The sequence below is a fragment of the Methylobacterium sp. 275MFSha3.1 genome (genome assembly GCF_900108435.1).
Classification (GTDB): domain Bacteria; phylum Pseudomonadota; class Alphaproteobacteria; order Rhizobiales; family Beijerinckiaceae; genus Methylobacterium.
Genome location: NZ_FNWP01000044.1, coordinates 1 through 22,906 on the forward strand (window position 1 = coordinate 1; position 22,906 = coordinate 22,906).

The 22,906-nt window shown below is 65.8% G+C and carries 19 protein-coding genes; 9 read left to right on the plus strand and 10 right to left on the minus strand.

Annotated features, from left to right (window positions below):
* Positions 1-206: hypothetical protein (locus BLW78_RS31650; RefSeq protein ID WP_210186905.1), on the plus strand; the 206-nt coding region annotated here is incomplete at its 5' end.
* Between the two features lie 196 nt (positions 207-402).
* On the opposite strand, the gene BLW78_RS29040 is transcribed toward BLW78_RS31650, so the two are convergent.
* On the minus strand, positions 403-1,365 hold the full coding sequence (locus BLW78_RS29040; protein ID WP_091683677.1) for a LysR family transcriptional regulator: 963 nt from the start codon (positions 1,363-1,365) through the stop codon (positions 403-405).
* A gap of 304 nt (positions 1,366-1,669) precedes the next feature.
* Here BLW78_RS29040 and BLW78_RS29045 point away from each other — a divergent pair, with 304 nt between their 5' ends.
* The 6 genes from BLW78_RS29045 to BLW78_RS29070 all read left to right on the plus strand — a co-directional run bounded on the left by BLW78_RS29045 (position 1,670) and on the right by BLW78_RS29070 (position 8,636).
* A complete protein-coding gene (locus BLW78_RS29045) occupies positions 1,670-2,863 on the plus strand; it encodes an ABC transporter substrate-binding protein (protein ID WP_091683644.1) in 1,194 nt (397 codons plus the stop codon).
* Between the two features lie 136 nt (positions 2,864-2,999).
* Positions 3,000-3,875, plus strand: a complete 876-nt coding sequence (locus BLW78_RS29050; RefSeq protein ID WP_091683646.1) for a branched-chain amino acid ABC transporter permease — start codon at positions 3,000-3,002, stop codon at positions 3,873-3,875.
* Positions 3,872-5,653, plus strand: coding sequence for a branched-chain amino acid ABC transporter ATP-binding protein/permease (locus BLW78_RS29055; protein WP_091683648.1), 1,782 nt, complete (start codon positions 3,872-3,874; stop codon positions 5,651-5,653). The genes BLW78_RS29050 and BLW78_RS29055 overlap by 4 nt, the downstream gene beginning before the upstream one ends.
* Positions 5,653-6,390, plus strand: coding sequence for an ABC transporter ATP-binding protein (locus tag BLW78_RS29060; protein ID WP_091683650.1), 738 nt, complete (start codon positions 5,653-5,655; stop codon positions 6,388-6,390). Before BLW78_RS29055 ends, BLW78_RS29060 begins: the two co-directional genes overlap by 1 nt.
* Before the next feature lie 81 nt (positions 6,391-6,471).
* Complete coding sequence (locus BLW78_RS29065; RefSeq protein WP_091683652.1) at positions 6,472-7,173, plus strand: cyclase family protein; 702 nt, start codon at positions 6,472-6,474, stop codon at positions 7,171-7,173.
* Between the two features lie 53 nt (positions 7,174-7,226).
* A complete protein-coding gene (locus BLW78_RS29070; RefSeq protein WP_091683654.1) occupies positions 7,227-8,636 on the plus strand; it encodes an amidase family protein in 1,410 nt (469 codons plus the stop codon).
* A 429-nt stretch (positions 8,637-9,065) separates the two neighbouring features.
* Here the strand turns inward: BLW78_RS29070 and BLW78_RS29075 are convergent, their stop codons facing one another.
* The 3 genes from BLW78_RS29075 to BLW78_RS29085 are packed head-to-tail and all read right to left on the minus strand — an operon-like array spanning position 9,066 to position 12,141.
* Positions 9,066-10,649, minus strand: a complete 1,584-nt coding sequence (locus BLW78_RS29075; protein WP_091683656.1) for a sodium:solute symporter family transporter — start codon at positions 10,647-10,649, stop codon at positions 9,066-9,068.
* Between the two features lie 13 nt (positions 10,650-10,662).
* Complete coding sequence (locus tag BLW78_RS29080) at positions 10,663-10,926, minus strand: DUF485 domain-containing protein (protein ID WP_091683658.1); 264 nt, start codon at positions 10,924-10,926, stop codon at positions 10,663-10,665.
* A 51-nt stretch (positions 10,927-10,977) separates the two neighbouring features.
* The gene (locus BLW78_RS29085; RefSeq protein WP_091683660.1) at positions 10,978-12,141 is read right to left on the minus strand and encodes an NADH:flavin oxidoreductase/NADH oxidase; all 1,164 of its coding nucleotides are present in this window, start codon (positions 12,139-12,141) and stop codon (positions 10,978-10,980) included.
* 255 nt (positions 12,142-12,396) lie between these two features.
* On the opposite strand from BLW78_RS29085, the gene BLW78_RS29090 reads away from it, so the two are divergent.
* Positions 12,397-13,302 (plus strand): AraC family transcriptional regulator, encoded by a 906-nt coding sequence (locus BLW78_RS29090; RefSeq protein ID WP_091683662.1) that lies wholly within the window; start codon positions 12,397-12,399, stop codon positions 13,300-13,302.
* Between the two features lie 486 nt (positions 13,303-13,788).
* Here the strand turns inward: BLW78_RS29090 and BLW78_RS29095 are convergent, their stop codons facing one another.
* From BLW78_RS29095 to BLW78_RS29120, 6 genes are all read right to left on the minus strand, one after another.
* Positions 13,789-14,934, minus strand: a complete 1,146-nt coding sequence (locus tag BLW78_RS29095; protein ID WP_091683664.1) for an alpha-hydroxy acid oxidase — start codon at positions 14,932-14,934, stop codon at positions 13,789-13,791.
* A 74-nt stretch (positions 14,935-15,008) separates the two neighbouring features.
* Positions 15,009-16,487, minus strand: coding sequence for an aldehyde dehydrogenase (gene aldA / locus BLW78_RS29100; protein ID WP_091683666.1), 1,479 nt, complete (start codon positions 16,485-16,487; stop codon positions 15,009-15,011).
* A 35-nt stretch (positions 16,488-16,522) separates the two neighbouring features.
* Positions 16,523-17,146: a cupin domain-containing protein gene (locus tag BLW78_RS29105; RefSeq protein ID WP_091683668.1), complete on the minus strand. Its 624-nt coding sequence runs from the start codon at positions 17,144-17,146 to the stop codon at positions 16,523-16,525.
* A gap of 161 nt (positions 17,147-17,307) precedes the next feature.
* Positions 17,308-19,062, minus strand: coding sequence for a TRAP transporter large permease (locus BLW78_RS29110; protein ID WP_244527101.1), 1,755 nt, complete (start codon positions 19,060-19,062; stop codon positions 17,308-17,310).
* Between the two features lie 134 nt (positions 19,063-19,196).
* Positions 19,197-20,216 (minus strand): TRAP transporter substrate-binding protein, encoded by a 1,020-nt coding sequence (locus tag BLW78_RS29115; protein ID WP_091683672.1) that lies wholly within the window; start codon positions 20,214-20,216, stop codon positions 19,197-19,199.
* Between the two features lie 116 nt (positions 20,217-20,332).
* Positions 20,333-21,694 carry an NAD(P)H-dependent oxidoreductase gene (locus BLW78_RS29120; protein WP_091683674.1) on the minus strand — a complete coding sequence of 454 codons (1,362 nt, stop codon included), beginning with the start codon at positions 21,692-21,694 and terminating at the stop codon, positions 20,333-20,335.
* 111 nt (positions 21,695-21,805) lie between these two features.
* Here BLW78_RS29120 and BLW78_RS29125 point away from each other — a divergent pair, with 111 nt between their 5' ends.
* Positions 21,806-22,759, plus strand: a complete 954-nt coding sequence (locus tag BLW78_RS29125; protein WP_244527100.1) for a LysR family transcriptional regulator — start codon at positions 21,806-21,808, stop codon at positions 22,757-22,759.
* Positions 22,760-22,906: the final 147 nt, after the last annotated feature.

Below are 22,906 nucleotides of genomic sequence, written 5' to 3' on the forward strand. Positions count from 1 at the left end.
ACGACGACGTGCCCAGCTGCATCGACGGCGTGAACCTGAAAGATGCTTTTGGCCAGATCGATGCCGACGGTGGTGATCTCCATGGGGATGGCTCCTGCATCAGCGAGGCTGCTGCTTCGACAGCAACCACATCTTGGCACCGAGATGCCGTCAGTCGGAGCGGGAGCCATCCACCCCATCTGCTTCGAGCCTCAGATTATCATTGAGCGGACGTCCGGCGCGGCTCAGCTGAGGGCTTCAAAATGACCCTGATCGGTCAACGGCTCAAGCGTATATGCATACTGCGGAACGTGGCGCAGCGGAGTTTCGGATGATAGGTTGAATGGCAAGCCAAGCTCAGGCTCGCTACGCCCCAAGTCATTCTTACGGTTCGCAACGGTTGGCTGAAGCAGGCAACGCCATTCAGGCGCGAGCTCGCACAGGGGCGGGACGATCCGAAAGCTTGAGGCGAGCGCGCCAGACAGACCGCTCGACGAGATCTCCGATCACGGCCGCCAAGACTTCGGCAACAGCCTCGCTGCCTCGGGCATTCAGGGTTCGCTGCGATACCACGACCGAGAGCCGCCAGGACGGGGTTGGATCGACGATGGGTATGGCAACTATCTCGCCGCGTTCGATCTCCGAAGCCAAGGCGAAATGCGGCATGACGGCCGCAAAGGCCTGAGCGCGCACGAGCTCCGCGATTGCGGGCAGGCTCTCGCAGTCCGTTGCCGCAGGTGTAATATCATGGCGAGCTGCGAGCTGTTCGATCACGGTGCGCAGCACGTTTGGTCGGCCCGGAAGTACAACCGGGAGCGTTTGGTTAAAGACTTGCCGGAACGAAATCTCGCGGCGAGAGGCGAGCGGATGAGTCGCTGGCACGATGAACATGAGCTCTTCAACCATCATCTCAGTCCAGGCCACGTGCTCGAACGCCTTGTGGTCGTAGAGCAGGGCGACGTCGAGGCGCCCCGACTGGATCCACTCGTCGAGCGTGCCGCTCATTGCTTCGACGATGTGCAGGCTGATGTTTGGTAGTGCCTCGGAGATCGCACGGTACAGCGGCAGCGACAGGCCCCGGCAGGCCGAGGTTGGCAACCCGACCGAGATGCGCCCGCTCGGGCTTGTCGCCTGAGAGCGCACGACCTCCTTCGCACGCTCGACCTCCTGCAGGATACGTCGCGCATGGTCGTAGAATTTCAGTCCGAGCTCGGTCGGTGTCACCCCGCGCGCGTGGCGGAACAGCAGCTCGACGCCCAGTTCGTCTTCGAGGTTGCGCAGCTGCTGGCTGAGCGAAGGCTGCGCGACTCGCAGCACCTCGGCGGCGCGCGAAACATTCCCGCTCTCTGCGATCTGCGCGAAGTAGCGAAGCTGGCGGAGATCCATGGCGATCCTGGTGAAGATTCGCCTCAAGGATCCGCGAAGCTGCACCTCGATGTCAAACTGCTCTAACGCCGAGCAATATGCGCAAGCTATGTGCATCCCATCGGAATAAAGCTATTTGGCGCAAGCGATTGATCGCAGCGCAGCAAAACCTCGGTCGCCTATGATCTATACTGATAGGAATTTCCAATAGCTGATATTGGAAATTGGTCTTTGATGTCGTCTGTTTTCGTTGCGTAGCTTCGATCCGGCTGAACGAGCATCGGGCAGAAACCGGCGCCGCCATCAGGAAATTGGAGACCATCCCATGGATGCGCACAAGTATTTGCGCGGCCTCTTCCTGGCTGCGCCCGTGGCTCTAGCGGTTCCCGGCACTGCGCTGGCGCAGCAGGAGCCCTGCATCGGCAATTCCGCGGCGATCACGGGGCCTGCGGCATTCGGCGGCCAGGCGATCAAGATGGGCGCCGAGATCGCCATCGACGAGATCAACGCAAAGGGTGGCGTGCTCGGCAAGCCGCTGCGCTTCGTCCAGTACGACGATGCCGGAGCACCGCCGCGCGGCGTCGACAATACCCGGCGCATCGCGCTGGCCGACAAGTGCGTAGTCATCCTGGGCGGATACCACTCGACCGTTTCCGTGGCGCAAGTAGAGCCGGTGCACGCCATCGGGATCCCTTTCGTTGGCGTGCTCGCCGCAAACACGCAAGCGATCGAGAATGGACGCAACCCGAACTACATGTTCCGGGTGTCGGCCAAAGACAAATGGGTCGCCCGGTTCTTGGTCGAGCAGGCCGCAAAGGCCTCGAAGACCGGCAAGATCGCATTCTTCTACGAGAACACAGGCTGGGGTAACGGTGCCGTTCCGGACGTCAAGGCGGCGATAGCCAAGGCCGGCAAGGAGCTGGTCGCTACCGAAACCTTCAACTGGAACGACCAGGACATGACCGCCCAGGCGATCCGCGCTCGGGATTCCGGTGCCGACGTGGCGCTGTTCTGGGCTCTCGACCGCGAAGGCAACCAGCTCGTCCGTTCGATGGACAAGGTCGGCTACAAGCCCACGATCATCGGTGCCTGGGGCATCGCCGGCAATCTCGGAGAACTCGCCGGCCCGCTCGCCAACGGCGTCGAGGTCGTGCAGACCTACAGCTTCATGGGCGACCTCGACCCGAAGGGCCAGGCGCTCTGGCAGAAGATCCAGGCCAAGTACGGCCTGAAGGACCCGTCGCAGATCAAGATGGGCTCTGGCATCGCCAACGCCTACGACGCCGTCCACATCGTGGCGCAGGCGATCGAGAAGGCCGGTGCCTACGACTGGAAGAAGGTCCGCGAGGCGCTCTACCAGGTCAAGTACGACGGCCTCGTCGCCAAGTACGACCCGGCCTTCGACGCCTCCGACCCCGAGCGCCAGGATGCGATCCTGCCGAGCTACTACAAGCTGACCGTCTGGTCCGACGGCAAGCTGCTGCCGATCGCTCAGACCCCATACGGCAAGACGAATTGAAGGCGCGCGCGCCTCTCGCTCCTTCCCCAGCGGGAGGGGCCGGGGCGGTTCTTCCGGATCCCCCCTCACCGGACCGGACCGCCCCGACTCCGCTGAACGACCCGTCCGCCTCGCATCGGGAGCCTCCGCGGCAGCCATGACGACCGCCCTGCAATACATCCTCTCGGGCCTCGCGATCGGAGGCATCTATGCCCTTGTCGCGCTCGGCTTCCACATCATGTGGTCGGCCGCCAGGGCCGTGAACTTCGCCCACGGCGACACACTGATGATCGGCGCCGTGCTGGCGGTGATGGGCGTCGATGCCGGCCTGCCGCTGCCGCTCGCCTGCCTGCTGGCAATCCTGGGCGGGGCCCTGTTCGGCGTCGTGCTGGAGCGTTTCGCGGTGCGGCCCTTCATCGGCGCGAACGCCTCGATCGGCTGGATGCTGACCACGATCGCGGTCGGCATCATGGCGGAGTCGCTGGCCACCATGCAGTTCGGCGGCTTCTCCCGCCCGCTGCCCTCGCCCGGGGTCGCTAGGGCGATCTCGATCTTCGGTGCGGGCGTCTATCCGCAGGAAATGGTCATCCCGGCGGTCGCAGTGCTGGCGATGATCGCGCTCCACGTGATGCAGCGACATACCCTCGTCGGGCGCGCGATGCAGGCGGTGGCCCACAACCGGCATGCGGCGGCCCTGATGGGCATCGACGTCGATCGGATCGTGATGTTCTCCTTCGGTCTCGCCGCCCTGTTGGGTGCGGGCGCGGGCGTGCTCGTCGCGCCCGTCATCCAGGTCTCGGCCAGCATGGGCGTGCTGCTCGGGCTCAAGGGCTTCGCGGTCGCCATCATCGGGGGCATCACCAGCGGACCCGGCGTCGTCCTGGCCGGCCTCGCCTTCGGCATCATGGAGAAGTTCGTCGAGGGCTACATCTCGACTGCGGCCCGCGAGATCGTCGGCTTCAGCGCGATGATCCTCGTGCTCCTCGCCTTCCCTCAGGGCCTGTTCGGCCGCCGGGAGATCTTCAAGGTATGAAGACCCTCCACATCCTCGGCTTCGCGCTGCTCGCGGCCATCCTCGTCGCTGTCCCGCTCACCTCCGGCAACGAGTACGAACTGCGCCTGTTCATGCTGTTCCTGATCTACGGCGTGATCGCGGTCGGCCTGAACGTCCTCGTCGGCCTCACCGGCCTCGTCTCTCTGGGCCAGGCGGGTCTGTTCGCGCTCGGCGCCTATACCGGCGCGATCCTAGCGATTCGGTTCGGTCTCGACCTCGTCCTCGCGAGCGTGGGCGCCGCTCTGGTCGCCGGCCTCTTCGGCGCTGCGCTCGCCTATCCGAGCGTGCGGGTGCGGGGCGTCTATCTCGCGGTGGTGACGATCGCGTTCGGCCTCATCGTCGAGAACGTCGCCATCGAGTGGCAGAGCCTCACCGGCGGGACCACGGGGCTGACGGGAATCCCGGGCCCAAACCTCTTCGGGTATCCGCTCTCCGGCTACGCCTTCTACGCGGTGCTCGCGGTCACGCTCTTCTTCGCCACGCTGGCGACGCACAACCTGAAGCACTCGGGCTACGGCCGCGCCATGCTGGCGGTCGCCCAGAGCGAGACGGCCGCACGCAGCCTCGGCATCGGCGCAACGGGGATCCGCACGCTTGCCTTTGCGGTCGCGGCGGTCACGGCGGGGATCGCCGGCAGCTTCTACGCCTTCCTCAACGCCTACATCTCGCCCGACATCTTCACCTTCTCCGATTCCGTCCGCTTCCTGCTGATGGTGATCTTAGGTGGGGCAGCCTCGACCTTCGGGCCGGTGCTTGGGGCCTTCATCCTCACCTACCTGCCGGAGGTGCTGCAGCGCTTCGCCGAGTGGCAAAAGTTCGCCTATGGCGCCCTGCTCCTCGCGGTGATGTTCGGCCTGCCGGGCGGCATCCTTGGCACGCTGGGCCAGGTCTACGCCCGCCTGCGCCCCGGCCCCCGCGGCGTCGATCCAGCCGAGGGGATCCCCGCCGCCAAGACCCTGGCGGGCCGCGAGCCCGCGAGCCTCGAGACCGCCGGCCTCACCGTTCGCTTCGGCGGCCTCACGGCGCTGAGCGCCGCGAGCGTCCGAGTCGCCCCGGGCGAGATCCACGCCCTGATCGGTCCGAACGGGGCTGGCAAGTCGACCTTCGTCAACACGATCTCGGGCTTCTACCGGCCGAGCGAGGGAGGCGTGCAACTCGACGGCACCGATCTCGCCGGCCGCAAGGTCCACGGCATCGCTCGCCTCGGTCTCGCCCGCACTTTCCAGAACACCGAGCTCTTCGGGCAGATGACGGTGCTGGAGAACGTCTTGGTGGGCGGCTTCAGCCATCACGGCTACGGCCTTCCGGGCGCGATCCTGCGCACGCCCGGCTTCCGCCGCGAGGAGGCCGCCTGCCGCGCGGTCGCGATCGGCCTGCTCGACTTCGTCGGCTTGAGCGAGGCGGCCAACGAGCAGGCGCGCTTCCTGCCCTTCGGCCACCAGCGCCGCTTGGAGATCGCCCGGGCTCTCGCCACGCGGCCACGCCTGCTGCTCCTCGACGAACCCGCCGCCGGCCTGACCACCCAGGAGATCGACGAGCTGGAAGGCATGATCCGGAAGATCGCGGGTCTCGGCGTCTCGGTGCTCCTCATCGAGCATCACGTCGACCTCATCATGGCGGTCGCCGACACCGTGACGGTACTCGACTATGGCCAGATCATCGCGAGCGACCGCCCGGAGGCGGTGCAGTCCGATCCGCGGGTGATCGAAGCCTATTTCGGCGGCCCGTCCGCCATCCTCGACGAGGAGGCAGCCTGATGGTCGACGAGCCCCTTCTCGTGGTCGAGAACCTGGAAGTCCGCTACGGCGCGGCAACAGCCCTCCGCGGCGCGAGCCTGACCGTACGGCGCGGCCAGCTGGTCGCCGTGATCGGCAACAACGGGGCCGGGAAGACCTCGCTCATGCGCGGCCTCACCGGGCTCGTACACCCGAGCGGAGGCCGCGTCCTGTTCAAGGGCGAGGAGGTTACGCGGCTACCCGCCCATGCCAAGGTCGCGCGCGGTCTCGCCATGGTTCCCGAGGGACGATTGATCTTCCCGGACCAGACCGTCGAAGACAACCTGATCCTCGGTGCCTACACCCACGGCGGCCTCAAGACCGCGCAGGCGAAGCAGACGCTCGAGCGAGCCTTGGCCCTCTTTCCGCGCCTGCGCGAGCGATTGCATCAGCCCGCCGGCAGCATGTCGGGCGGCGAGCAGCAGATGCTCGCCATCGCCCGGGGTCTGATGGCCGAGCCCGAGCTCCTCGTCATCGACGAACTCTCGCTCGGCCTCGCGCCGCGGGTCGTCGAACAACTGATCGGCGTCCTGCGCGACCTCAACCGCCAGGGCCTCACCATTCTTCTCGTCGAGCAACTCGCATCCTACGCGCTCGCCATCGCCGACCACGCCTACGTGGTGGCGCAGGGGCGCGTGGTGCGGGACGGCCCGAGCGGACTTCTCGCCCGCGATCCGGAGGTCATGGAGACCTTTCTCGGCAAGAAGAAAGCCGCCTGAGAGCGGCATCTCCAGAAACCCAATCCGACGCGGCATCCACCCATTCCGCGAACGATCCCCCACGACCTGTAAGGACCCGCCATGCCCCAGCGCGTCGTCGATCTGAGCCTCCTGATTGAAGACAACATGCCGGCCCACAAGCTTTTCCAGCGGCCGGTGCTCACCACCCATCTCAGCCACGAGAGCTCGGCAGCCCTCGGACTCGGCGTCCCCGGCGACGCGATGACCTTCCAGACCAACTTCATCGCGATGCTCGATCACGTCGGCACCCACGTGGACGCGTTCCTGCACGTGAACCCGAACGGACAGCCCGTCGACGAGATGCCGCTGGAGATGTTCATGGGCAAGGCGGTCTGCTTCGACCTGCGCCATATTCCCGATCTCGGCGACATCACCGTCGCCGACATGGAGGCGGCGGAGGCCAAGAGTGGCGTGAAGGTCGATGGTCACATCGTCCTGCTCTGCACTGGCTTCCACGCCCGCAACTATCCGAGCGTCGATTCGGTGTGGAAGAACCCCCTGCTCACAGCCGAAGCGACGAAGTGGCTGTACGAGCGCGGCTCGAAGATGCAGGGCGTCGAAGGTCCCTCGACCGACAAGCCGAGCGACAACATCTTCGCCCAGCACCGCCTCTGCCGCGACCTCGGCATGAGCCATTGGGAGTGGCTGGTGAACCTGGAGGAGCTTCTGGGTAAGGGCGAGGTGCAGTTCTTCGGCGTCCCCCTGAAGTTCAAGGGCGGCTCCGGCTCGCCGGTCCGTGCCTTCGCCATCGTCAACGACTGACGCGCCTGCGGCGCCCTGCGGGGCGCCGCACCTGGAATGCGGAGAGCGGAGCGATGACGAACGACCTCGACTTCATGACCGCGCTTGAGCTGAGGCGCCTGATCGTGACCCGCGCGGTGTCGCCGGTAGAACTCACGGAGCGGGCCCTCACGCGGGCAGAGGCCAGCCAAGGCACGCTGAACGCCTTCTGCCACCTGATGCCGGAAGAGGCCCGTGCCGCGGCCAAGCGCGCCGAAGAGGCGGTGATGCGCGGCGCCCCGCTCGGGCTCCTCCACGGCCTGCCAGTCTCGGTGAAGGACCTGATTGCCGTCGCAAACGCACCGTACGCCTTGGGCTCGCGTGCTATGGCGGGGAACATCGCCGCGGCCGACGCCCCTTCGGTCGAAAGACTGCGCGCGGCAGGCGCGATCATCGTCGGCAAGACCACGACGAGCGAATTCGGAGCCAAGCCCGTGGGCGATTCACCGCTCACCGGAATAACCCGGCATCCCTGGGACCTGACGAAGACGCCGGGTGGATCGAGCGCCGGGGCGGCCGCATCGGTTGCGGCTGGAATCACGCCCTTCGCACTAGGCACCGACGGCGGCGGCTCCCTGCGCATCCCAGCCGCGCTCACCGGCCTCGTCGGGCTCAAGGCTCAGTTCGGACGCGTGCCGGTCTGGCCGACCTCTGCAACGCCAACCCTGGCCCATGTCGGCTCTCTCGCGCGCAACGTGGCCGATGCCGCCCTGCTGACGAGTGCGGTTGCCGGCCACGACCCGCGCGATCCGTTCGCGGTGGCCGGGCCCGTGCCCGACCTGCTGGGCGCGGCGAAGGCTTCCGTGGCCGGTCTACGGGTCGCCTGGAGTGCGACCCTCGGCTACGCGCGGCCAAACCCCGAAGTCGCCGCCATCGCGGGTGCCGCGGCGATGGCGCTGGCGGACCAGGGCGCGGTCGTGGATGAGGTCGAAGCCGTGTTCGAGTCCGACCCGGCAGATCTTTGGACCGCCGAGTTCTACGCCGGCATCGGCACACGGCTGCGCGGTGTCCTCGAATCCCGCCGCGATCTCCTGGACCCGGCAGTGGCTGACGTGCTCGACGCCGCACTCGCACAGGAGATGCGCAGTTATTACGAAACCGTATTCGCGCGCTATGCGCTGCGAGATCGAATGGTCAGCTTTTTCGCCAACTACGATGTCCTGCTGTCGCCAACACTGCCTATCTCGTCCTTGAAAGCAGGGCGGAACATCCCAGACGAACTGGAAGATCGCAGCCTCGTCTCCTGGGCCTTCTACACTTATCCCTTCAACCTCACAGGCCAGCCCGCAGCATCAGTTTGCGCGGGGATTGCCTCGGATGGAATGCCCGTCGGCATCCAGATCGTGGGCCCCAGCCTCGGCGAGTTCGACGTGGTGCGGGCGGCTGCGGCGATCGAGCGAACGAAGCCGCAGGACTATAATCTTCGGCCGTTTACAAGACAGTGAAGAGAGGCTCCGGTGGGAATGACTGGAGGTAGGCTCCGGCTCCGGCTCCGGCTCCGGCGAAATTGCTTTGAGCGACGTTGCTGCCGCTCTTTCGGAGAGGGAAGATATAATTCCTTGCGGCCAGGGCGGATCTCTATTCGGCCAAAGCCGAAAATCCGGTCGTAGCACCAGTGGGAGCCGCGATTCAGTTCGTCGCTATGTCCGCTATGAGGATGCCGGTGATGGCCGACGAATGGCCGAGATGGGCGCAAAGCCGCCGACCGGGTTTGGCCGATAACTGAAGTTCCGCTTTGGGCAAGTCGCGCCGGTGAAGCGTACGTACCAATTTCCCTCAAGGGCATACGAACCAGTGACAGCTTTGGTTACAGATCGCGGGCGTCTGACGTGGCCTCGCATCCGTCGAGAACGCGAGGCCGTGCAAGATCGGTGTCAGGCCGCTGGGGATATTGCCGACGCCGATACCGGCCTCCTATCCATGACCGAGACCACGAAGGCCGTGAGGAACGCCAGCGGCATCGTGACGATGGTCGGGGGATCGAGCGGGAAGATTGGGGCGGCGTTGCCGAGCACCTTCACCCAGACCGGTGGCCCGAGTACTGTGAGGGCGACGGCGCCAACGAGGCCGATCACGCCGCCTGCGATCGCGCCTCGGGTCGTCAGCCCGCCCCAGTACAGCGCCAGGATCAGCAAGGGCAGGGTCGAACTGCAGCTCACCGCATAGGCGAGGCTGATCATGTAGGCGACGTTCTGGGTCTGGAAGGCGATGCCGAGCAGCACTGACAGGATGCCGAGGCCGACGGTGGCGAGCCGTGACGCTCGGATCTCGCTGCGTTCGGTCGTCCGGCCCCGGCCAATGATGCGGGCGTAGAGGTCGTGCGAGACCGCCGAGGCGCCCGTCAGCGTCAGCCCCGCGACCACCGCCAGGATCGTGGCGAAGGCCACGGCGGAGACGAGCCCCATGAGCGTGTCGCCGCCCAGCGCGTGGGATAGATGAATAGTGGCCATGTTGCCGCCGCCACGGATAGCGCCCTTGGCGTCGAGATAGGCCGGATCTCCGCCGATGATGGCCAGCGCTCCGAACCCGATCACGAAGATGAGCGCGAAGAAACCACTCTGGCACATCACGGCCCAGAAGACCGACACCCTGGCCGCACGGGTGTCCGGGACGGTGAAGAAGCGCATCAGGACGTGCGGCAGGCCCGCCGCCCCGAGCATCAGGGTCATGCCGAGAGAGACCGATTGCCAGACGCTCCCCGAATAGACTTGTGGCATCATGATCGCGGCGTGCCTCGGATGCACTGCGATGGCCCCGGCGACGAGGGTATTATAGTCGAAGCCGAATTTAGCCAGAACGAGCAGCGAGATCGCGATGCCAGCCGTGAGCAGCAGCGCCGCCTTGACGATCTGAACCCAGGTCGTCGCCACCATGCCGCCGAACATCACGTAGCAGATCATTAGCGCGCCCACGAGGATCTGCGCATAAAGATAATCGAGCCCGAACAACAGCCGGATCAACTGGCCCGCCCCGACCATCTGGGCGATGAGGTAGAACATCACGATGATGAGGGTCGCGATCGCGGTGAAGATGCGGATCGGTGTCTCCGACAAGCGCGTCGCCAGGACATCGGCCACCGTGTAGCGCCCGAGCTTTCGCAGCCGCTCAGCCACCAGGAAGACGACGAAGGGCAGGCCGGTCGCGTAGCCGACGGCGAAGATCAGGCCGTCGAAGCCGGAGGAGCAGATCAGACCGGCAAGCCCGAGGAGCGCGCCGGCCGAAATCATGTCGCCGGCCAGGGCGATGCCGTTCTGGAAGCCGGAGATCTGACCGCCCGCGGCATAGAACTGGTCGGCCGAATGGGCGCGCCGCGCCGCCCAGTAGGTGATGCCCAGCGTTACGAGAACGATGCCGACGAACATCCCAATCGCTGCGGTGTTGAGGTCGCCGCTTTCGGCCGCGAGCGCCGGGGCGGTAGCGCTCAGGAGCAGTGTGACAGCAAGAATGGACCTTCGCATCGTGTCTGCCTCCTCAGCGCGCGGTGAGACGGTTGGCGAGCAGGACGTAGAGTCCCGTCAGGATCATGGTGGACAGGATGGCGAGGAGACCGCCGACGGTGCCGACCGTCACGGCCATCCCGGGTGCGATCGGCCGCGTCATGGTGGCGGGCGAGACGATGAAGGTGCCGACGAAGCTGCCGTAGATCAGCGTCTGGATGGCGGCCATGATCCATCCGAGGCGGGCTTGCGGCAGGTCGTTGTTCGGCGCCGCGGTCGGTGTTCGTTGGGCGGGCATCAGTCGCACTCTGGCTCAGAGCAGTGGGACAAACAGGGGTGGGATCGAGGATTACTCGGCAGCTTTCGGCGCATTGCCCGGAGCGTCTGCGACTACGCGGCCGAAGCCGTTGTTGACGCGGCTACGCTGATACTTGTTGAGCCACGTGCTGAACTGGACCGGCAGCATGTCGTAGGGACGTGCCTCGCCCAGGACCATCGCCGCGTAGACGGGCCAATGGGGGTTGGCGAGCATCGGCCGGCCGAGCATGACGAGGTCAACCTGACCTTCTCTGACAATCGCCTCCGCGAACACGGGATCGGCGAGGTTCCAGTTCGCGGCGGTCAGGACGCCCGCCTCCTCCCGGATGCGTTGCGCCGCCGGGACCATGAACCCCTCCTCGTCCCACGGCGTCTGGGCGCGGCCCGAGTTGCCGCCGAAGGACACGTCCACGAGATCGAGACCCCGAGGGGCGAGCAGCCGGGCCAATTCGACCGACTCGTCGATGGTCTGGCCGCCGGGCGCGAACTCCGTCACGCCGAACCGCATGGAGAGCGGCAGCCGCTCGGGCCATTCCGAGCGTACCGCCTCGAAGACCTCGATGAGCAATCGGCTGCGCCCGGCGAAGTCGCCACCATATGCGTCGGTGCGCCGGTTGGCCAAAGGCGAGAAGAAGCTCGACAGCAGGAAGCCGTGCGCACAGTGGATCTCCAGCCACCGGAAGCCGGCCTCCCGCGCGCGGCGCGCGGCCTCGGCGTATTGGCGCGTCACCGTCGCGATATCGTCGTGCGTCATGGCGCGGGGGACCCGCGGCATGGCTCCGCCGAAGGCGTCGGCGGAGGGGCCGATCATCTCCCACGCGTCGGGATGGTCGTCCGGCAGATGGCCGCCGCCCTTCCATGGAGGCTCGACGCAGCCCCGACGGCCGGTGTGGCCGAGCTGGATGCCGGGGACCGCGCCGACGGACGCCACGAAGCGGGCGATGCGCGCCAGGGCCTCGCCCTGCTCGTCGTTCCAGATACCGGCGCACTGGGTGGACATGCGGCCCTCCGGCGAGACGGCCGCCTGCTCCACCATGACGAGGGCGGCGCCCCCTGCCGCCTTCGAGCCCAGATGCGCCAGGTGCCAGTCGTTCACGAGTCCGTCCGGCGACGAGAACTGGGTCATTGGCGAGACCGCGATGCGATTGCGAAGCGTGACGTCGCGAACCCGGAGTTCGCTGAACAGTGAGGACATCGGGCTTCGTCTCCCCGCCCGCCCCGTCCGGCCAAGCATCCTGCCGGAGAAGCGAGCGATCTGCTCGAAAAATAAGCCAATACTGCGATGAACGGGCAGCTAGATGCCTGTATCTTCTCAGTCGATGACTTGTTCGAGCGCCAGACTGCGCTTAGCCTATGGAGGCGTTCTTCCAAATTCATGCCGGGTTCGAACAGATTCCGGACATCGTGAGGCGAGGATGCGCCGGCGGGGCGTATCAGTGAGATTGGGGACATGACGGTCACGACGATGCAGACGCGTGACATCGGCTCCTGGCCGAAGAACATTGCATTGGCCCGCAGCACGGGGCGGGGCTGGCGGAACATTCACGCGCAGCACGTCGCCGTTGACCCCTGGACGGGGACACTCGACCCGGTCGGCAACCCCTGCCTCGGCTATTGCGTCAATCGTCCCGCCCAGATCCGCCGGCGGATCGGGCGCGGCGGCACGACTGAAACGCTCACGCTGCGTCCCCGCCAGTTCCACCTGATTCCGGCCCATGACGAGAGCGAATGGCAGAGACGGGGGCGCTCCGAGATGCTGGCGATGCATCTCCGCCAGGGATTGATCGACGACACCGCGCGCCAGATGTGCAGCGCGACCGCCTCACGCGTCGAACTCGACGTTCCGCTCGGGACGTCCGACCCTCTCCTGGAGCAGTTGGCACTGGCTATCCTGGAGATCATGCGGGAGGAGCCGGATCCCTCGTCAGCGCTCTACGTCGACGAGTTGGTCCACGCCATGGTCGTACGTCTCGTCCGGATCTACACGGAGAACGGCCGCTCCTCACGGACGGGGCCGGAGAGGGAGGTGCTCAATTGCGGCGAGATGCGGCGGGTCCGCGATTTGGTCGAGGAGCACCTCGCCGAAGATCTATCCCTTGAGGCCATCGCAGGCGTGGTCGGTGTGTCCCCGCGCTCTTTGTCCCGCGCCTGCCTCCGGCAGTTGGGAACGACGGTCCATCAATACGTGCTGTCACGCCGAGTGGAGCGGGCCAAAAACCTGCTGCTCTCGACTGATCTCACCATCACCTCGATCGCGCTGGATACGGGCTTTTCGAGCCAGAGCCATCTAGCGACAGCGTTTCGCCGAGTGACGGGACTCACGCCAAAGAACTATAGGTCCTACGGCCAATCCTGATCTGGCGATGAAATTTTCGACAGAAATTAAGGCTGTCGAACCTATAGGATTTGTGTGAGGCGGATGCATTTCACTGGCAAGCTCGCAACTATGAATGCCTGGCGGAAAAACGTGGCTTGGCGGAAAATTCCTTGAAAAACTGGCTCATAAACTATCATAGAGAGGTTTGATCCACTCGCAGCGTCGAAACCCGACCCTCGTGGATGATGCAGCCGTTGTCGGACATGCAGACCCGTTGTTTGCTCCTGGGCGCGCGGAGACGGGGCCAGTACGGCAACAATAAGAGCTCAGCGGTAGATCGGGTTTGGCCGTAAGCGGAATGATCGCTTCTGAGGAGGCTTGCTCTCTTGCCCCTCCATCGTCATAGGGAATGATGCTCGCCCTGTATCGGGCCATGCCGTAAGAGCGTAGGCGCTTCGCATGGGCAATTCAGGGACCGAGATTTACTCCGATCCCGAGATCAATAAAAACAGAGCCTTCGCGCAATCAGCGGAAGCGGATATGTTCGCGGTTCAGGTTGCGCACGGAATTGCAGCCCATCAGCCTCATGTCGCGTTCGATCTCAATTTTCATAAGTTCGAGGGCACGCTCCACGCCGGCTTGGCCAGCGGCGGCGAGGGGGAAGAGGTAGTACCGGCCCACCCCGACCGCCTTCGCCCCCAGCGCCAGGGCCTTCAGCACGTGCGTGCCGCGCTGCACTCCGCCGTCCATAATCACGTCGATCTGGTCCCCCACCGCATCGACGATCTCAGCAAGCTGGTCGAAGGCCGCCCGCGAGCCGTCTAGCTGGCGCCCGCCGTGATTGGACAGGACGATGCCGGTACATCCGATCCGCACCGCCTCCTTAGCATCCTCGATGGACATAACTCCTTTCAAGCAAAACTGACCATTCCATTCGCGTACCATCTCAGATACGTCGTCCCATGAGAGAGCCGGATCGAGCATCTCGGTGAAGTAGCGGCTGATAGAGAGGGCGCCCCCGCCCATGTCGACGTGGTTCTCCAACTGCGGCAGCCTGAACCTCTCATGGGTCACATAGTCGATTCCCCAAGCGGGCTTCATGGCGAACTGTGCGAGCCCGGCAAGCGTCAGCCGAAAGGGGATTGCGAAGCCGGTGCGCTTGTCGCGCTCGCGGTTGCCGCCGGTAATACTGTCGACGGTCAGCATCATGACGTTAATGCCGGCGGACTTGGCTCTTGCCATCATCTCGCGATTCAGGCCACGATCTTTGTGAAAATAAAATTGGTAGACCTGCGGGCCGTCGCTGATCGCCCTGGCCTCTTCTAGGCTTACGGTGCCGAGGGAGGACACGCCGAACATCGTACCGTACTTCGCCGCTGCAGCGGCGACAGCCCGCTCCCCCTGGTGGTGGAACAGCCGCTGGAGGGCGGTAGGCGAGCAGTAAACCGGCATGGCGAGCTGCTGGCCCATCACGGTCACGGACATGTCAATGTCGCGCACGCCCCTCAACACATTTGGGATAAGGTCGCAGGTCTCGAAGGAAGCGGTGTTGCGCCGATAGGTGATTTCGTCATCGGCAGCGCCATCGATATAGTCAAAGATCGGCCTAGGTAGTCGACTTTTCGCGTAGCGGCGGAAGTCGTGAAAATTGTAGCAATTTTTGATGCGCATGGCGTCGGTTGCAGGGGCTTTCAAAGAAGCTGGGCGTGAGGGGCGTATCTCCGCCCCCAGCTGATAAAATCGGTCTACCGTCCCTGAATGTAGACAACGTGCGTTTCGGTGAACTCATATAGTCCGTGCTTGCCGTCCGCTCCGCCTATTCCTGATTTGCGGCGGCCTGCATGGAAGCCCTGCATGGCCTCGAAATGCTCCCGGTTAATATAGGTCTCGCCAAACTTCAGCTCCCGGCTGGCCTGGAGGGCCGCGTTCAGGTCGTTGGTGAAGATCGACGAAGTAAGGCCATATTCCGAGTCGTTAGCGAGCGCGATGGCCTCGTCGAGGCTGTCCACCACCTGGACCGGCAGGACCGGCCCGAAGGTCTCGCTGCGCATGATATCGTGGCTGGCGCCCACGCCCGTGATTACCGTCGGCTCGTAGTGGAAGCCCGAGAACCGGTCGGCAATTCGACCACCGGTGACCACTGTGGCGCCCTGCTCGCGGGCGCGGTCGACGGCCTGGGCGACCTTGTCGAGGCCTATTCTGTTAACCAGCGGCCCCATGTGCAGGTCCGATTCCAGCGACGGGTCGCCGTAGCGGGTCGCCTCGAACAAGCCCTTTAGCTTGTCGATGAACGCATCATGGACCGCGCGCTCGACGTAGACCCGTTCGGCGCAGTTGCACACCTGTCCGGTGTTGATGACGCGCGAATCGTAGATCGCCTTGGCGGCGAGATCGAGGTCGGCGCTGGCCAGCACGATCGCCGGGGCCTTGCCCCCGAGTTCGAGGTTGACCCTGGTGAGGTTGCGGCCGGCGGTCTGCATGATCCGCGAGCCGGTGGTGACGCTGCCGGTAAAGGTCACGAGATCGACGCTGCGGTGCTCGACCATGGCCTGGCCGGTGGCGGCGCCCCGGCCGCCGATGATGTTCACGACGCCAGGGGGCAGGTCCGTTTCGGCCAGCAATTCGGCGAAGACGAAGGCGTTGATCGGCGTCTCCTCGCTCGGCTTGATGACGATGGTGTTGCCGGTGACCAGCGCCGGGGCGAGCTTGCGGGCGATGAGGAAAAACGGGAAGTTCCAGGGCAGGATGCCGGCCACGACCCCTATGGGCTTGCGCAGCAGGAGGATCGTCTCGTCCTGCCGGTCACTGGTGATGACCTCACCTTCAAGCCGGCGGGCCCACTCGGCCATGTAGTCGATGTAGCTGGCGGTGAAGTCGACCTCGACCTCGGCGAGCGGCCGGACCTTGCCCTGCTCCCGCACGATGATGTCGGCGAGTTCCACCCGGTGCTCGCGCACCTTGGCCGAGATCTGCCGCAGGTAATCGGCGCGCTCGATGGGCGGACGCTTTTCCCAGGCGGACTGAGCTCGGCGGGCGGCGGTCACGGCGGCGTCCACGGTGTCGGCGCCGCTCTCGGGGACGCGCCCCAGGAGGCGGCCGTCGGCGGGGTTCGTCACCTCAATGAAGTCGCCGCCGTCCACGAACCGGCCGTCGATGTAGTTGCGGTAGTCGACGGGCCCCTCAGCGAGGCGGTCCGCGATGGGTCGGGTCGCGCTTGAAGTCATGGCAATCCTGCGTCGTCGGGGGTGCGGGGGAGGGGTCAGTGCGGTCCCTGGCCGGGGCCGATCAGGCTGTCGTTCCAGACGAACGCAGACTTGGTCTTGACCTGCTCAGCCGTGAGGGTCGGGAAGCAGATATCAGCGAGCTTGCCGTCGTAGCGGACGTAATCCGCCATCGAGTTCAGGGTGTGCGTCCCCTCCACCGGGAAGAAGCTCGTAGGCTCGGCGTAGTCGTAGACCATCAAGAACTGGCCCGTGGACGTCGTGCCGTCGGGCATAGCGACGCCCGGGGGGCAGGCGCTCCAGGTGTGGGGGACTCCCTCGGGAATATCCACGAGACAGCCGTGCGGGATCACGTAGATCTCGCCGTTCAATTCCACGAGGCCGACGCCGCCGGTCACGAGGATGCGCTCGGCCAAGAGCCGCCGGTCCTCGTCGCGCTCGGCCATGGTGACATGAACGTGCCGGGGCAGGCGAAGCTCATGGGTAAAGGGGATGAAGCCGAGCTGCCCGCGCTGGGTCGAGGGTGTGGTCAGCGTGCCGCCGGGATACAGCTCGTGCATCGTGAGCGGGATGGTCTTGAACGGGGTCTTCACGTTCGCGCCGGTACCGTGGGTGATCCGGCAACCGTTGGGGAGCGCGAAGCCGATCGCAGCGATGGACATAGAAGGAGCCTCGGTGATGGCATGAAGGTCATGGGTGTCCAGAGGGCCGAGCCCTCTGGCGGGTGCGGGGCGGCGCCCCGCGTCTCCCCGGGGCCGAGTTATCCAGGAGCTTGGCCCCTAGACCCCACCAAAGGGCTCGCCCTTTGGGATCTCGGGATTTCTTAGAGGAAAACCGTCGAGATCCACGGCACGGCGGCGATGATGATCGTCCCGATCAGGAGGGCGAGCATGTAGCCGACGATGGGCCGCATTCCCGCGTCGGGATGGATCCGGCTCACGGCGCAGGCGGCGTAGTAGCCGACACCGAAGGGTGGTGCGAACAGGCCGATGCCCATGGAGAGGATCACAACCATCGCGTAGTGCACCTCATTGACCCCCACCTGCTTGGCGATGGGGAACAGCAGCGGTCCGAACAGTACGATGGCGGGGATACCCTCCAGGACGCTCCCGAGGATCACGAAGGCGACGATGGTGACGGCCAAGAAGGTCGGGATGCCGCCGGGCAGCCCGGTCATGAAGGTCGCCAGCGAGGCCGAGAAGCCCGATTGCGTCAGCGACCATGCCATGCCCGTGGCCGCGCCGATGATGAGCAGGATTGCTCCCGACAGGGCCGCCGTCGTCACCAGCATCGGGTAGAGCCGCCGCCAGTCGAACTGCCGGTAGATCAGTAGGCCCGCTACGAAGGAGTAGGCGATGCCGATGGTCGAGACCTCGGTGGCCGTGGCGATGCCCTCGACCACCGCGAAGCGGATCACGAAGGGAAGTGCCAGCGCCGGGATCGCCACGACGAAGGCTCGGCCGATCACCGCCCGGGACGGGCGCTTGATGTGGCTGAGGTCCTCGCCGCGGTAGCGCCACCAGACGAGGGCGCAGAGGATCAGGCCGAGCACGAGGCCCGGAAGCAGGCCGCCGGTGAACAGGGCGGTGATGGAGACGCCCGTAACCGAGCCGATGGTGATGAGCACGATGGAGGGCGGGATCGTCTCGGTCTGCGCGCCGGTGGCGGCGAGAAGCGCCACGAGGTCGCCCTCCTTGACGCCCCGGGCCTTCATCTCCGGGAACAGCACCGGGGCGACGGCGGCCATGTCGGCGGCCTTGGAGCCGGAGATGCCCGAGACGAGGTACATGGCGCCGACCAGCACGTAGTGCAGGCCCCCGCGCACGTGGCCGAGCAGGCTCGCCAGGAAGCCGACCATGGCCTTGGCCATGCCGGTCATCTCGATGAGCAGGCCGAGGAAGACGAACAGCGGCACGGCAAGGAGGATGAGGTGACTCATCCCCTCGTCCATGCGGCCGACCACCACCATGGAGGGGGTGCTCGTCGTCAGCACGATGTAGGCGAAGGTGGCGAGCCCGAAGGCGAAGGCGATCGGCACTGCGCCGAGCACCATCAGGCCGACGAGGCCGACGAAGAAGATCACGAGGTTGACGTTGCCCAGCGGCTGGAGCACCGGGGCCAGGGCCACGAACAGGGCGACCGTCGCCCCCACCACCGCGACCGCTCCGAGGATGTGGCGGCGGTCCCCCACGGCGGCGAGGCGCAGGAAGGCCACGAGCCCCATCAGGCCGAGGCCGATGGGCAGGGCGGCCGCCCGCCACGCGTTCGACAGTTCGAGCGCCGGGGTCGTGACGAAGGACTCCTCTACCGCGAACTCGTAGGCCGGGTGCCAGACGACCACAAGGAAGGCCAGGGGCGCCACGATGGCGATGACGTCGAAGAAGGCCCGGAGGCCGGGCGACATCATCGCCACCACCGCCGTCATGCGCATGTGCTCGTCCCGCTGGAAGGCGAGGACGGAGCCGAGCATGGCGAGCCACAGGAATAGGATGCTCGCGAGTTCGTCCGACCAGATCAGCGGCGACTCGAAGAGGTAGCGGCTGACCACGCCGCCCAGCAGCACCACGATCTCGGCCATGAGGATGAGGGCTGCCGGAATCTCAACGATCGGCTTGAGGAGGGCGCTAGCCTTCAGAGCCCAGCGGCGCCGGGGATCGAGGCCGACGGGGGTGGCGAGTGTCCCCGCATCGAGATGCGTCGCGTGGGCCATGCTCAGTCGAGGCCCCCGGCGGAGGTCTTGGTCAGGAGGCCCCAGGCCTCGTCACCGAACTTGCGCTTCCACTCGTCGTAGAAGCCGGCCTTGCGCAGCTGGTCGCGGAAGGGCGCCTGATCGGGCTTGTTGAACACCAGCCCCTTGGCGGTCAGGTCCCCCTGGAGGGAGGAGTTGAGCGCCTCGGTGTCGGCGCGCTCGGCCATGCCCGCCGCGTTGATATTCCTGGCGACGACATCCTTGACGTCGGCCGGCAGCCGCTCCCAGGCCCGGCGGTTGCCCAGGAACCAGTACCCGTCCCACATGTGGCTCGTGAGGGAGCAGTACTTCTGCACCTCGTAGAGCTTGGCGGTGGAGATCAGCGCCAGGGGGTTTTCCTGGCCGTCCGTCACCTTGGTCTGGAGGGCGGAATAGGTCTCGGCGAAGGAGATGGTGGTGGGCGAGGCGCCGAGCGCCTTGAACATCGAGGTCGAAATCGCGCTCGCCAGCACGCGCATCTTGAAGTTGGCGAGGTCGGCCGGGCTGTTGATCGGCCGGTTCGAGGTGGTGATCTGACGGAAGCCGTTGTCCCAGATCTTGTCCATGGCGATCAGGCCGCCTTTGGCGATCTGGGCGCGGACATAGGCGCCGAGCTCCCCGTCCATCGCCCGCCACACCGCCGGGTAGTCGGCGAAGGCGAAGCCGACGCCGCTGATCGAGGCGCTGGGAATCAGGGTCGAGAGGATGAGCGGCGAGAGGACGAAGAACTCCACCGCCCCGGAGCGCAGCTGGCCGAGCACGTCCTGGTCGCCACCGAGCTGGTTGTTCGGGAAGACCTTGAGTTCGAAGCGGCCGTTGGTCTCGGCCAGGATCTTCTGCGAGGCCTCCTGCGCGCGGACATTGATCGGGTGTGTCGCCGGGGCGTTGTTGGCGAACTTATATGTGAATTGCGGCGCCTGAGCCCAGGCCCGGCTCACAAAGGGGCTCGCCACCGCCATCGAGGCGAGGGCCGTCTTGAGAAGGATGCGTCGCGAAAGGATCATGTGGCGTGTCTCCCAGAAAGCGGCCTGATCTCGTGGCGGGTCGGGCCAGGGGCTTCTCGCCCTCTGGGACCTTCGACCCGTGCCGCGGACTGGCTCAATTGTCGTGGTGGCGTGGCTCAGGTGCGCTCAAGGCCCTTCTCGGCGCGAAAGACCGATTCCATCTCCTGGCGAAAGGCGATGGTTTGGTTGGCGGCGTCATAAGCGACGTCCGACCAGCGGACCGGCTGGCCGGCGGCCACCGCGTTCTTCAGCTTGAGGCCGTGGGCGAGGCCGATCGGCACGGCGCCGACCCGCAGAGACGTCTCGGCCGGTACGACCTTGCCGTAGACCGTGTAGCCGCCCTCGCCGTCCAGCATCTCGCCCTCTTGGAGAGCCCGCTTGGAGACTGCGATGACGTCGCCGCGCCAGTCGTTCGTGGAGCCGGTGGGCTCGCCCCGGGTGGCGATGCTCGCCACCGAGGTGCCGAGTTCGAGCCCAATCAGGTGGTAGGGCTTGTACATCGCGGCGTAGCGGCCAGTGTCGTCGGTCTTCAGGCCGTACTGGTCGAAGCAGTCCATCACGTACTGGTTGGGCGCCTCGAACACCGCGTAGACGCCCCAGCGCAGGTCGCGGAACACCGGGCGCCCGTCGCGCTCGATGGACGAGACCACCTCGACGGTGCCCTTCTTGGGCAGGATGCCGCCCTCAGAGACCGGACGGAGCACGCTCGGCAGGTCGTCGACGCCGCAGGCCGGGAAGGCGAGGCCGTCATCCGGCGGGCTGAGGTCGCAGCCGTTGGCTACTGCCGCCATCTCCAGGGCGGACTTGGTGCCGTCGAGGAAGGAGTTGAACATCTGCGGGTTGAAGTCGCCGCCGGCGACCTGTTCCTCGCTAAAGCCGTAATGGCCCCACACCGTGTCCGGCGTCGACTGATGGTAGGCCGGAAGGTACTTGGTGCCCTTGCCGGCGCAGATCACCTCCAACCCGATGGTGCGTGCCCAGTCCACCAGCTCGGCGATGAGGGCCGGCTGGTCACCCGAGGCCATGGAGTAAACGATCCCCGCCTCAGCGGCCCGGCGGGCCAGCAGCGGGCCGGCGAGCGCATCGGCCTCGACGTTGACCATGATGATGTGCTTCCGGTGAGCGCAGGCTGCGAGCACATGGCGGATGCCGGCGGCGGGGCTGCCGGTTGCGTCGATGACGATGTCGATGAAGGGACTGGCGATCATCGCCGCGGTGTCATCGGTGACGAAGGTTTTCTGCGTCCGGGATGCCTCCTCCAGGGAGGAGGTCTGTGATCGCTCGTCGGGCCAGCCGACCCGGCGCATCGAGGCTTTGGCGTTGGCCGGCGACAGGTCGGAAACGCCGACGAGGTGGATGCCCGGGGTCCGCCAAGCCTGCGACAGGAACATCGAGCCGAATTTGCCGGCGCCGATCAGGCCGACGCGGGCTGGACAGCCCTCCGTCACGCGCTGCTTAAGCTTGGCGTACATCGACATGGCGTTCCTCCATCGGGGGGCGACAACGCACCCCCTCTATGAATTTTGTCTCGTGTTGCGGGGTTGTACCGGCGCACGTCCGGCAGGAAAATGCGGATCGGAGCAAGCTCGATGTGCGGAAATTCCAATGGCCCGGACTTTGACTGGAACGACCTGCGCTCGTTCCTCGCGGTGGTACGCGCCGGGCGCCTGACCGTCGCTGCCCAGCAGCTCGGCGTTGATCATTCGACTTTGAGCCGCCGGATCACGGCCCTGGAGAACGCCCTCCAGGTCCGGCTATTCGACCGCCTGCTCACCGGCTACGTCCTCACCGAGGCAGGCCATGGCCTCGTCGGCGAAGCCGAGCGGATCGAGGCGGTGGCCATCCGCATCTCCTCAGACCTGATGGACGCCAAGGCGCAGATGTCTGGGCCGGTCCGGGTCGCCACTCCGGAAGGGTTCGGCACCTATTTCCTCGCCGACCACCTGCAAGCCCTGGCCGGGCGCCACCCGGAGGTCGCCCTCGAACTGATCGCCGATCCAGGCGCCGTCAGCCTTGCCCGGCGGGAGGCCGACATCGCCGTCACCATGGAGCGGCCGAATGCCGGTCCGCTTCGTGCCCAGAAGCTCACGAACTATGAGTACGGCCTCTACGGCAGCACGCAGTTCCTACAGGAGCACGGCCCGGACGAGGACGACCTCGACTACGGCGGCGTCCGCCTGATCGGCTACATTCACGACATGATCCCCACCCCCGCCCACGACTACCTATCGGAGCTGATCCAGGGGCGGCGGGCGGACCTGCAGATCTCGAACATCATCACCCAACTCAGCGCCACGCTGAGCGGTTACGGCCTTTGCATTCTGCCCTGTTTCATGGCCGCCCGGCACGGGACCCTGCGGCGGATTGCGCCGGAGGGCATCCGCTTCACCCGGTCCTACTGGCTCGTTACCCATATCGAAGTGCGGGCGCCGGCCCGCGCGAAGGCGATCGTGGCGTTCCTCCAGGGCATCGTGCGGGAGAACCAAGCGTTGTTCCTCCCTTCTGCGGCCTCGCAGTCTAACAACGACGACGCCGACCTGTAGGGTCAGCTTCTGCCCGAACGAGTTTCGCTCGCCCGCCTCGACCAAGCCACGACTAGGTAGGGGACTCATTCAGGTCCATGCGATGACAGAGGAAACTAGCGCGACGGCTGCGAGATAGTTGCAGGCTAGGCGATCGTAGCGGGTCGC

Excerpts from the sequence above, each read along its gene's own strand:
- BLW78_RS29040 (WP_091683677.1), bottom strand. The coding sequence starts at position 1,365 with ATGGATCTCCGCCAGCTTCGCTACTTCGCGCAGATCGCAGAGAGCGGG.
- BLW78_RS29045 (WP_091683644.1), top strand. The coding sequence starts at position 1,670 with ATGGATGCGCACAAGTATTTGCGCGGCCTCTTCCTGGCTGCGCCCGTG.
- BLW78_RS29050 (WP_091683646.1), top strand. The coding sequence starts at position 3,000 with ATGACGACCGCCCTGCAATACATCCTCTCGGGCCTCGCGATCGGAGGC.
- BLW78_RS29055 (WP_091683648.1), top strand. The coding sequence starts at position 3,872 with ATGAAGACCCTCCACATCCTCGGCTTCGCGCTGCTCGCGGCCATCCTC.
- BLW78_RS29060 (WP_091683650.1), top strand. The coding sequence starts at position 5,653 with ATGGTCGACGAGCCCCTTCTCGTGGTCGAGAACCTGGAAGTCCGCTAC.
- BLW78_RS29065 (WP_091683652.1), top strand. The coding sequence starts at position 6,472 with ATGCCCCAGCGCGTCGTCGATCTGAGCCTCCTGATTGAAGACAACATG.
- BLW78_RS29070 (WP_091683654.1), top strand. The coding sequence starts at position 7,227 with ATGACGAACGACCTCGACTTCATGACCGCGCTTGAGCTGAGGCGCCTG.
- BLW78_RS29075 (WP_091683656.1), bottom strand. The coding sequence starts at position 10,649 with ATGCGAAGGTCCATTCTTGCTGTCACACTGCTCCTGAGCGCTACCGCC.
- BLW78_RS29080 (WP_091683658.1), bottom strand. The coding sequence starts at position 10,926 with ATGCCCGCCCAACGAACACCGACCGCGGCGCCGAACAACGACCTGCCG.
- BLW78_RS29085 (WP_091683660.1), bottom strand. The coding sequence starts at position 12,141 with ATGTCCTCACTGTTCAGCGAACTCCGGGTTCGCGACGTCACGCTTCGC.
- BLW78_RS29090 (WP_091683662.1), top strand. The coding sequence starts at position 12,397 with ATGACGGTCACGACGATGCAGACGCGTGACATCGGCTCCTGGCCGAAG.
- BLW78_RS29095 (WP_091683664.1), bottom strand. The coding sequence starts at position 14,934 with ATGCGCATCAAAAATTGCTACAATTTTCACGACTTCCGCCGCTACGCG.
- aldA (WP_091683666.1), bottom strand. The coding sequence starts at position 16,487 with ATGACTTCAAGCGCGACCCGACCCATCGCGGACCGCCTCGCTGAGGGG.
- BLW78_RS29105 (WP_091683668.1), bottom strand. The coding sequence starts at position 17,146 with ATGTCCATCGCTGCGATCGGCTTCGCGCTCCCCAACGGTTGCCGGATC.
- BLW78_RS29110 (WP_244527101.1), bottom strand. The coding sequence starts at position 19,062 with ATGGCCGAGATCGTGGTGCTGCTGGGCGGCGTGGTCAGCCGCTACCTC.
- BLW78_RS29115 (WP_091683672.1), bottom strand. The coding sequence starts at position 20,216 with ATGATCCTTTCGCGACGCATCCTTCTCAAGACGGCCCTCGCCTCGATG.
- BLW78_RS29120 (WP_091683674.1), bottom strand. The coding sequence starts at position 21,694 with ATGTCGATGTACGCCAAGCTTAAGCAGCGCGTGACGGAGGGCTGTCCA.
- BLW78_RS29125 (WP_244527100.1), top strand. The coding sequence starts at position 21,806 with ATGTGCGGAAATTCCAATGGCCCGGACTTTGACTGGAACGACCTGCGC.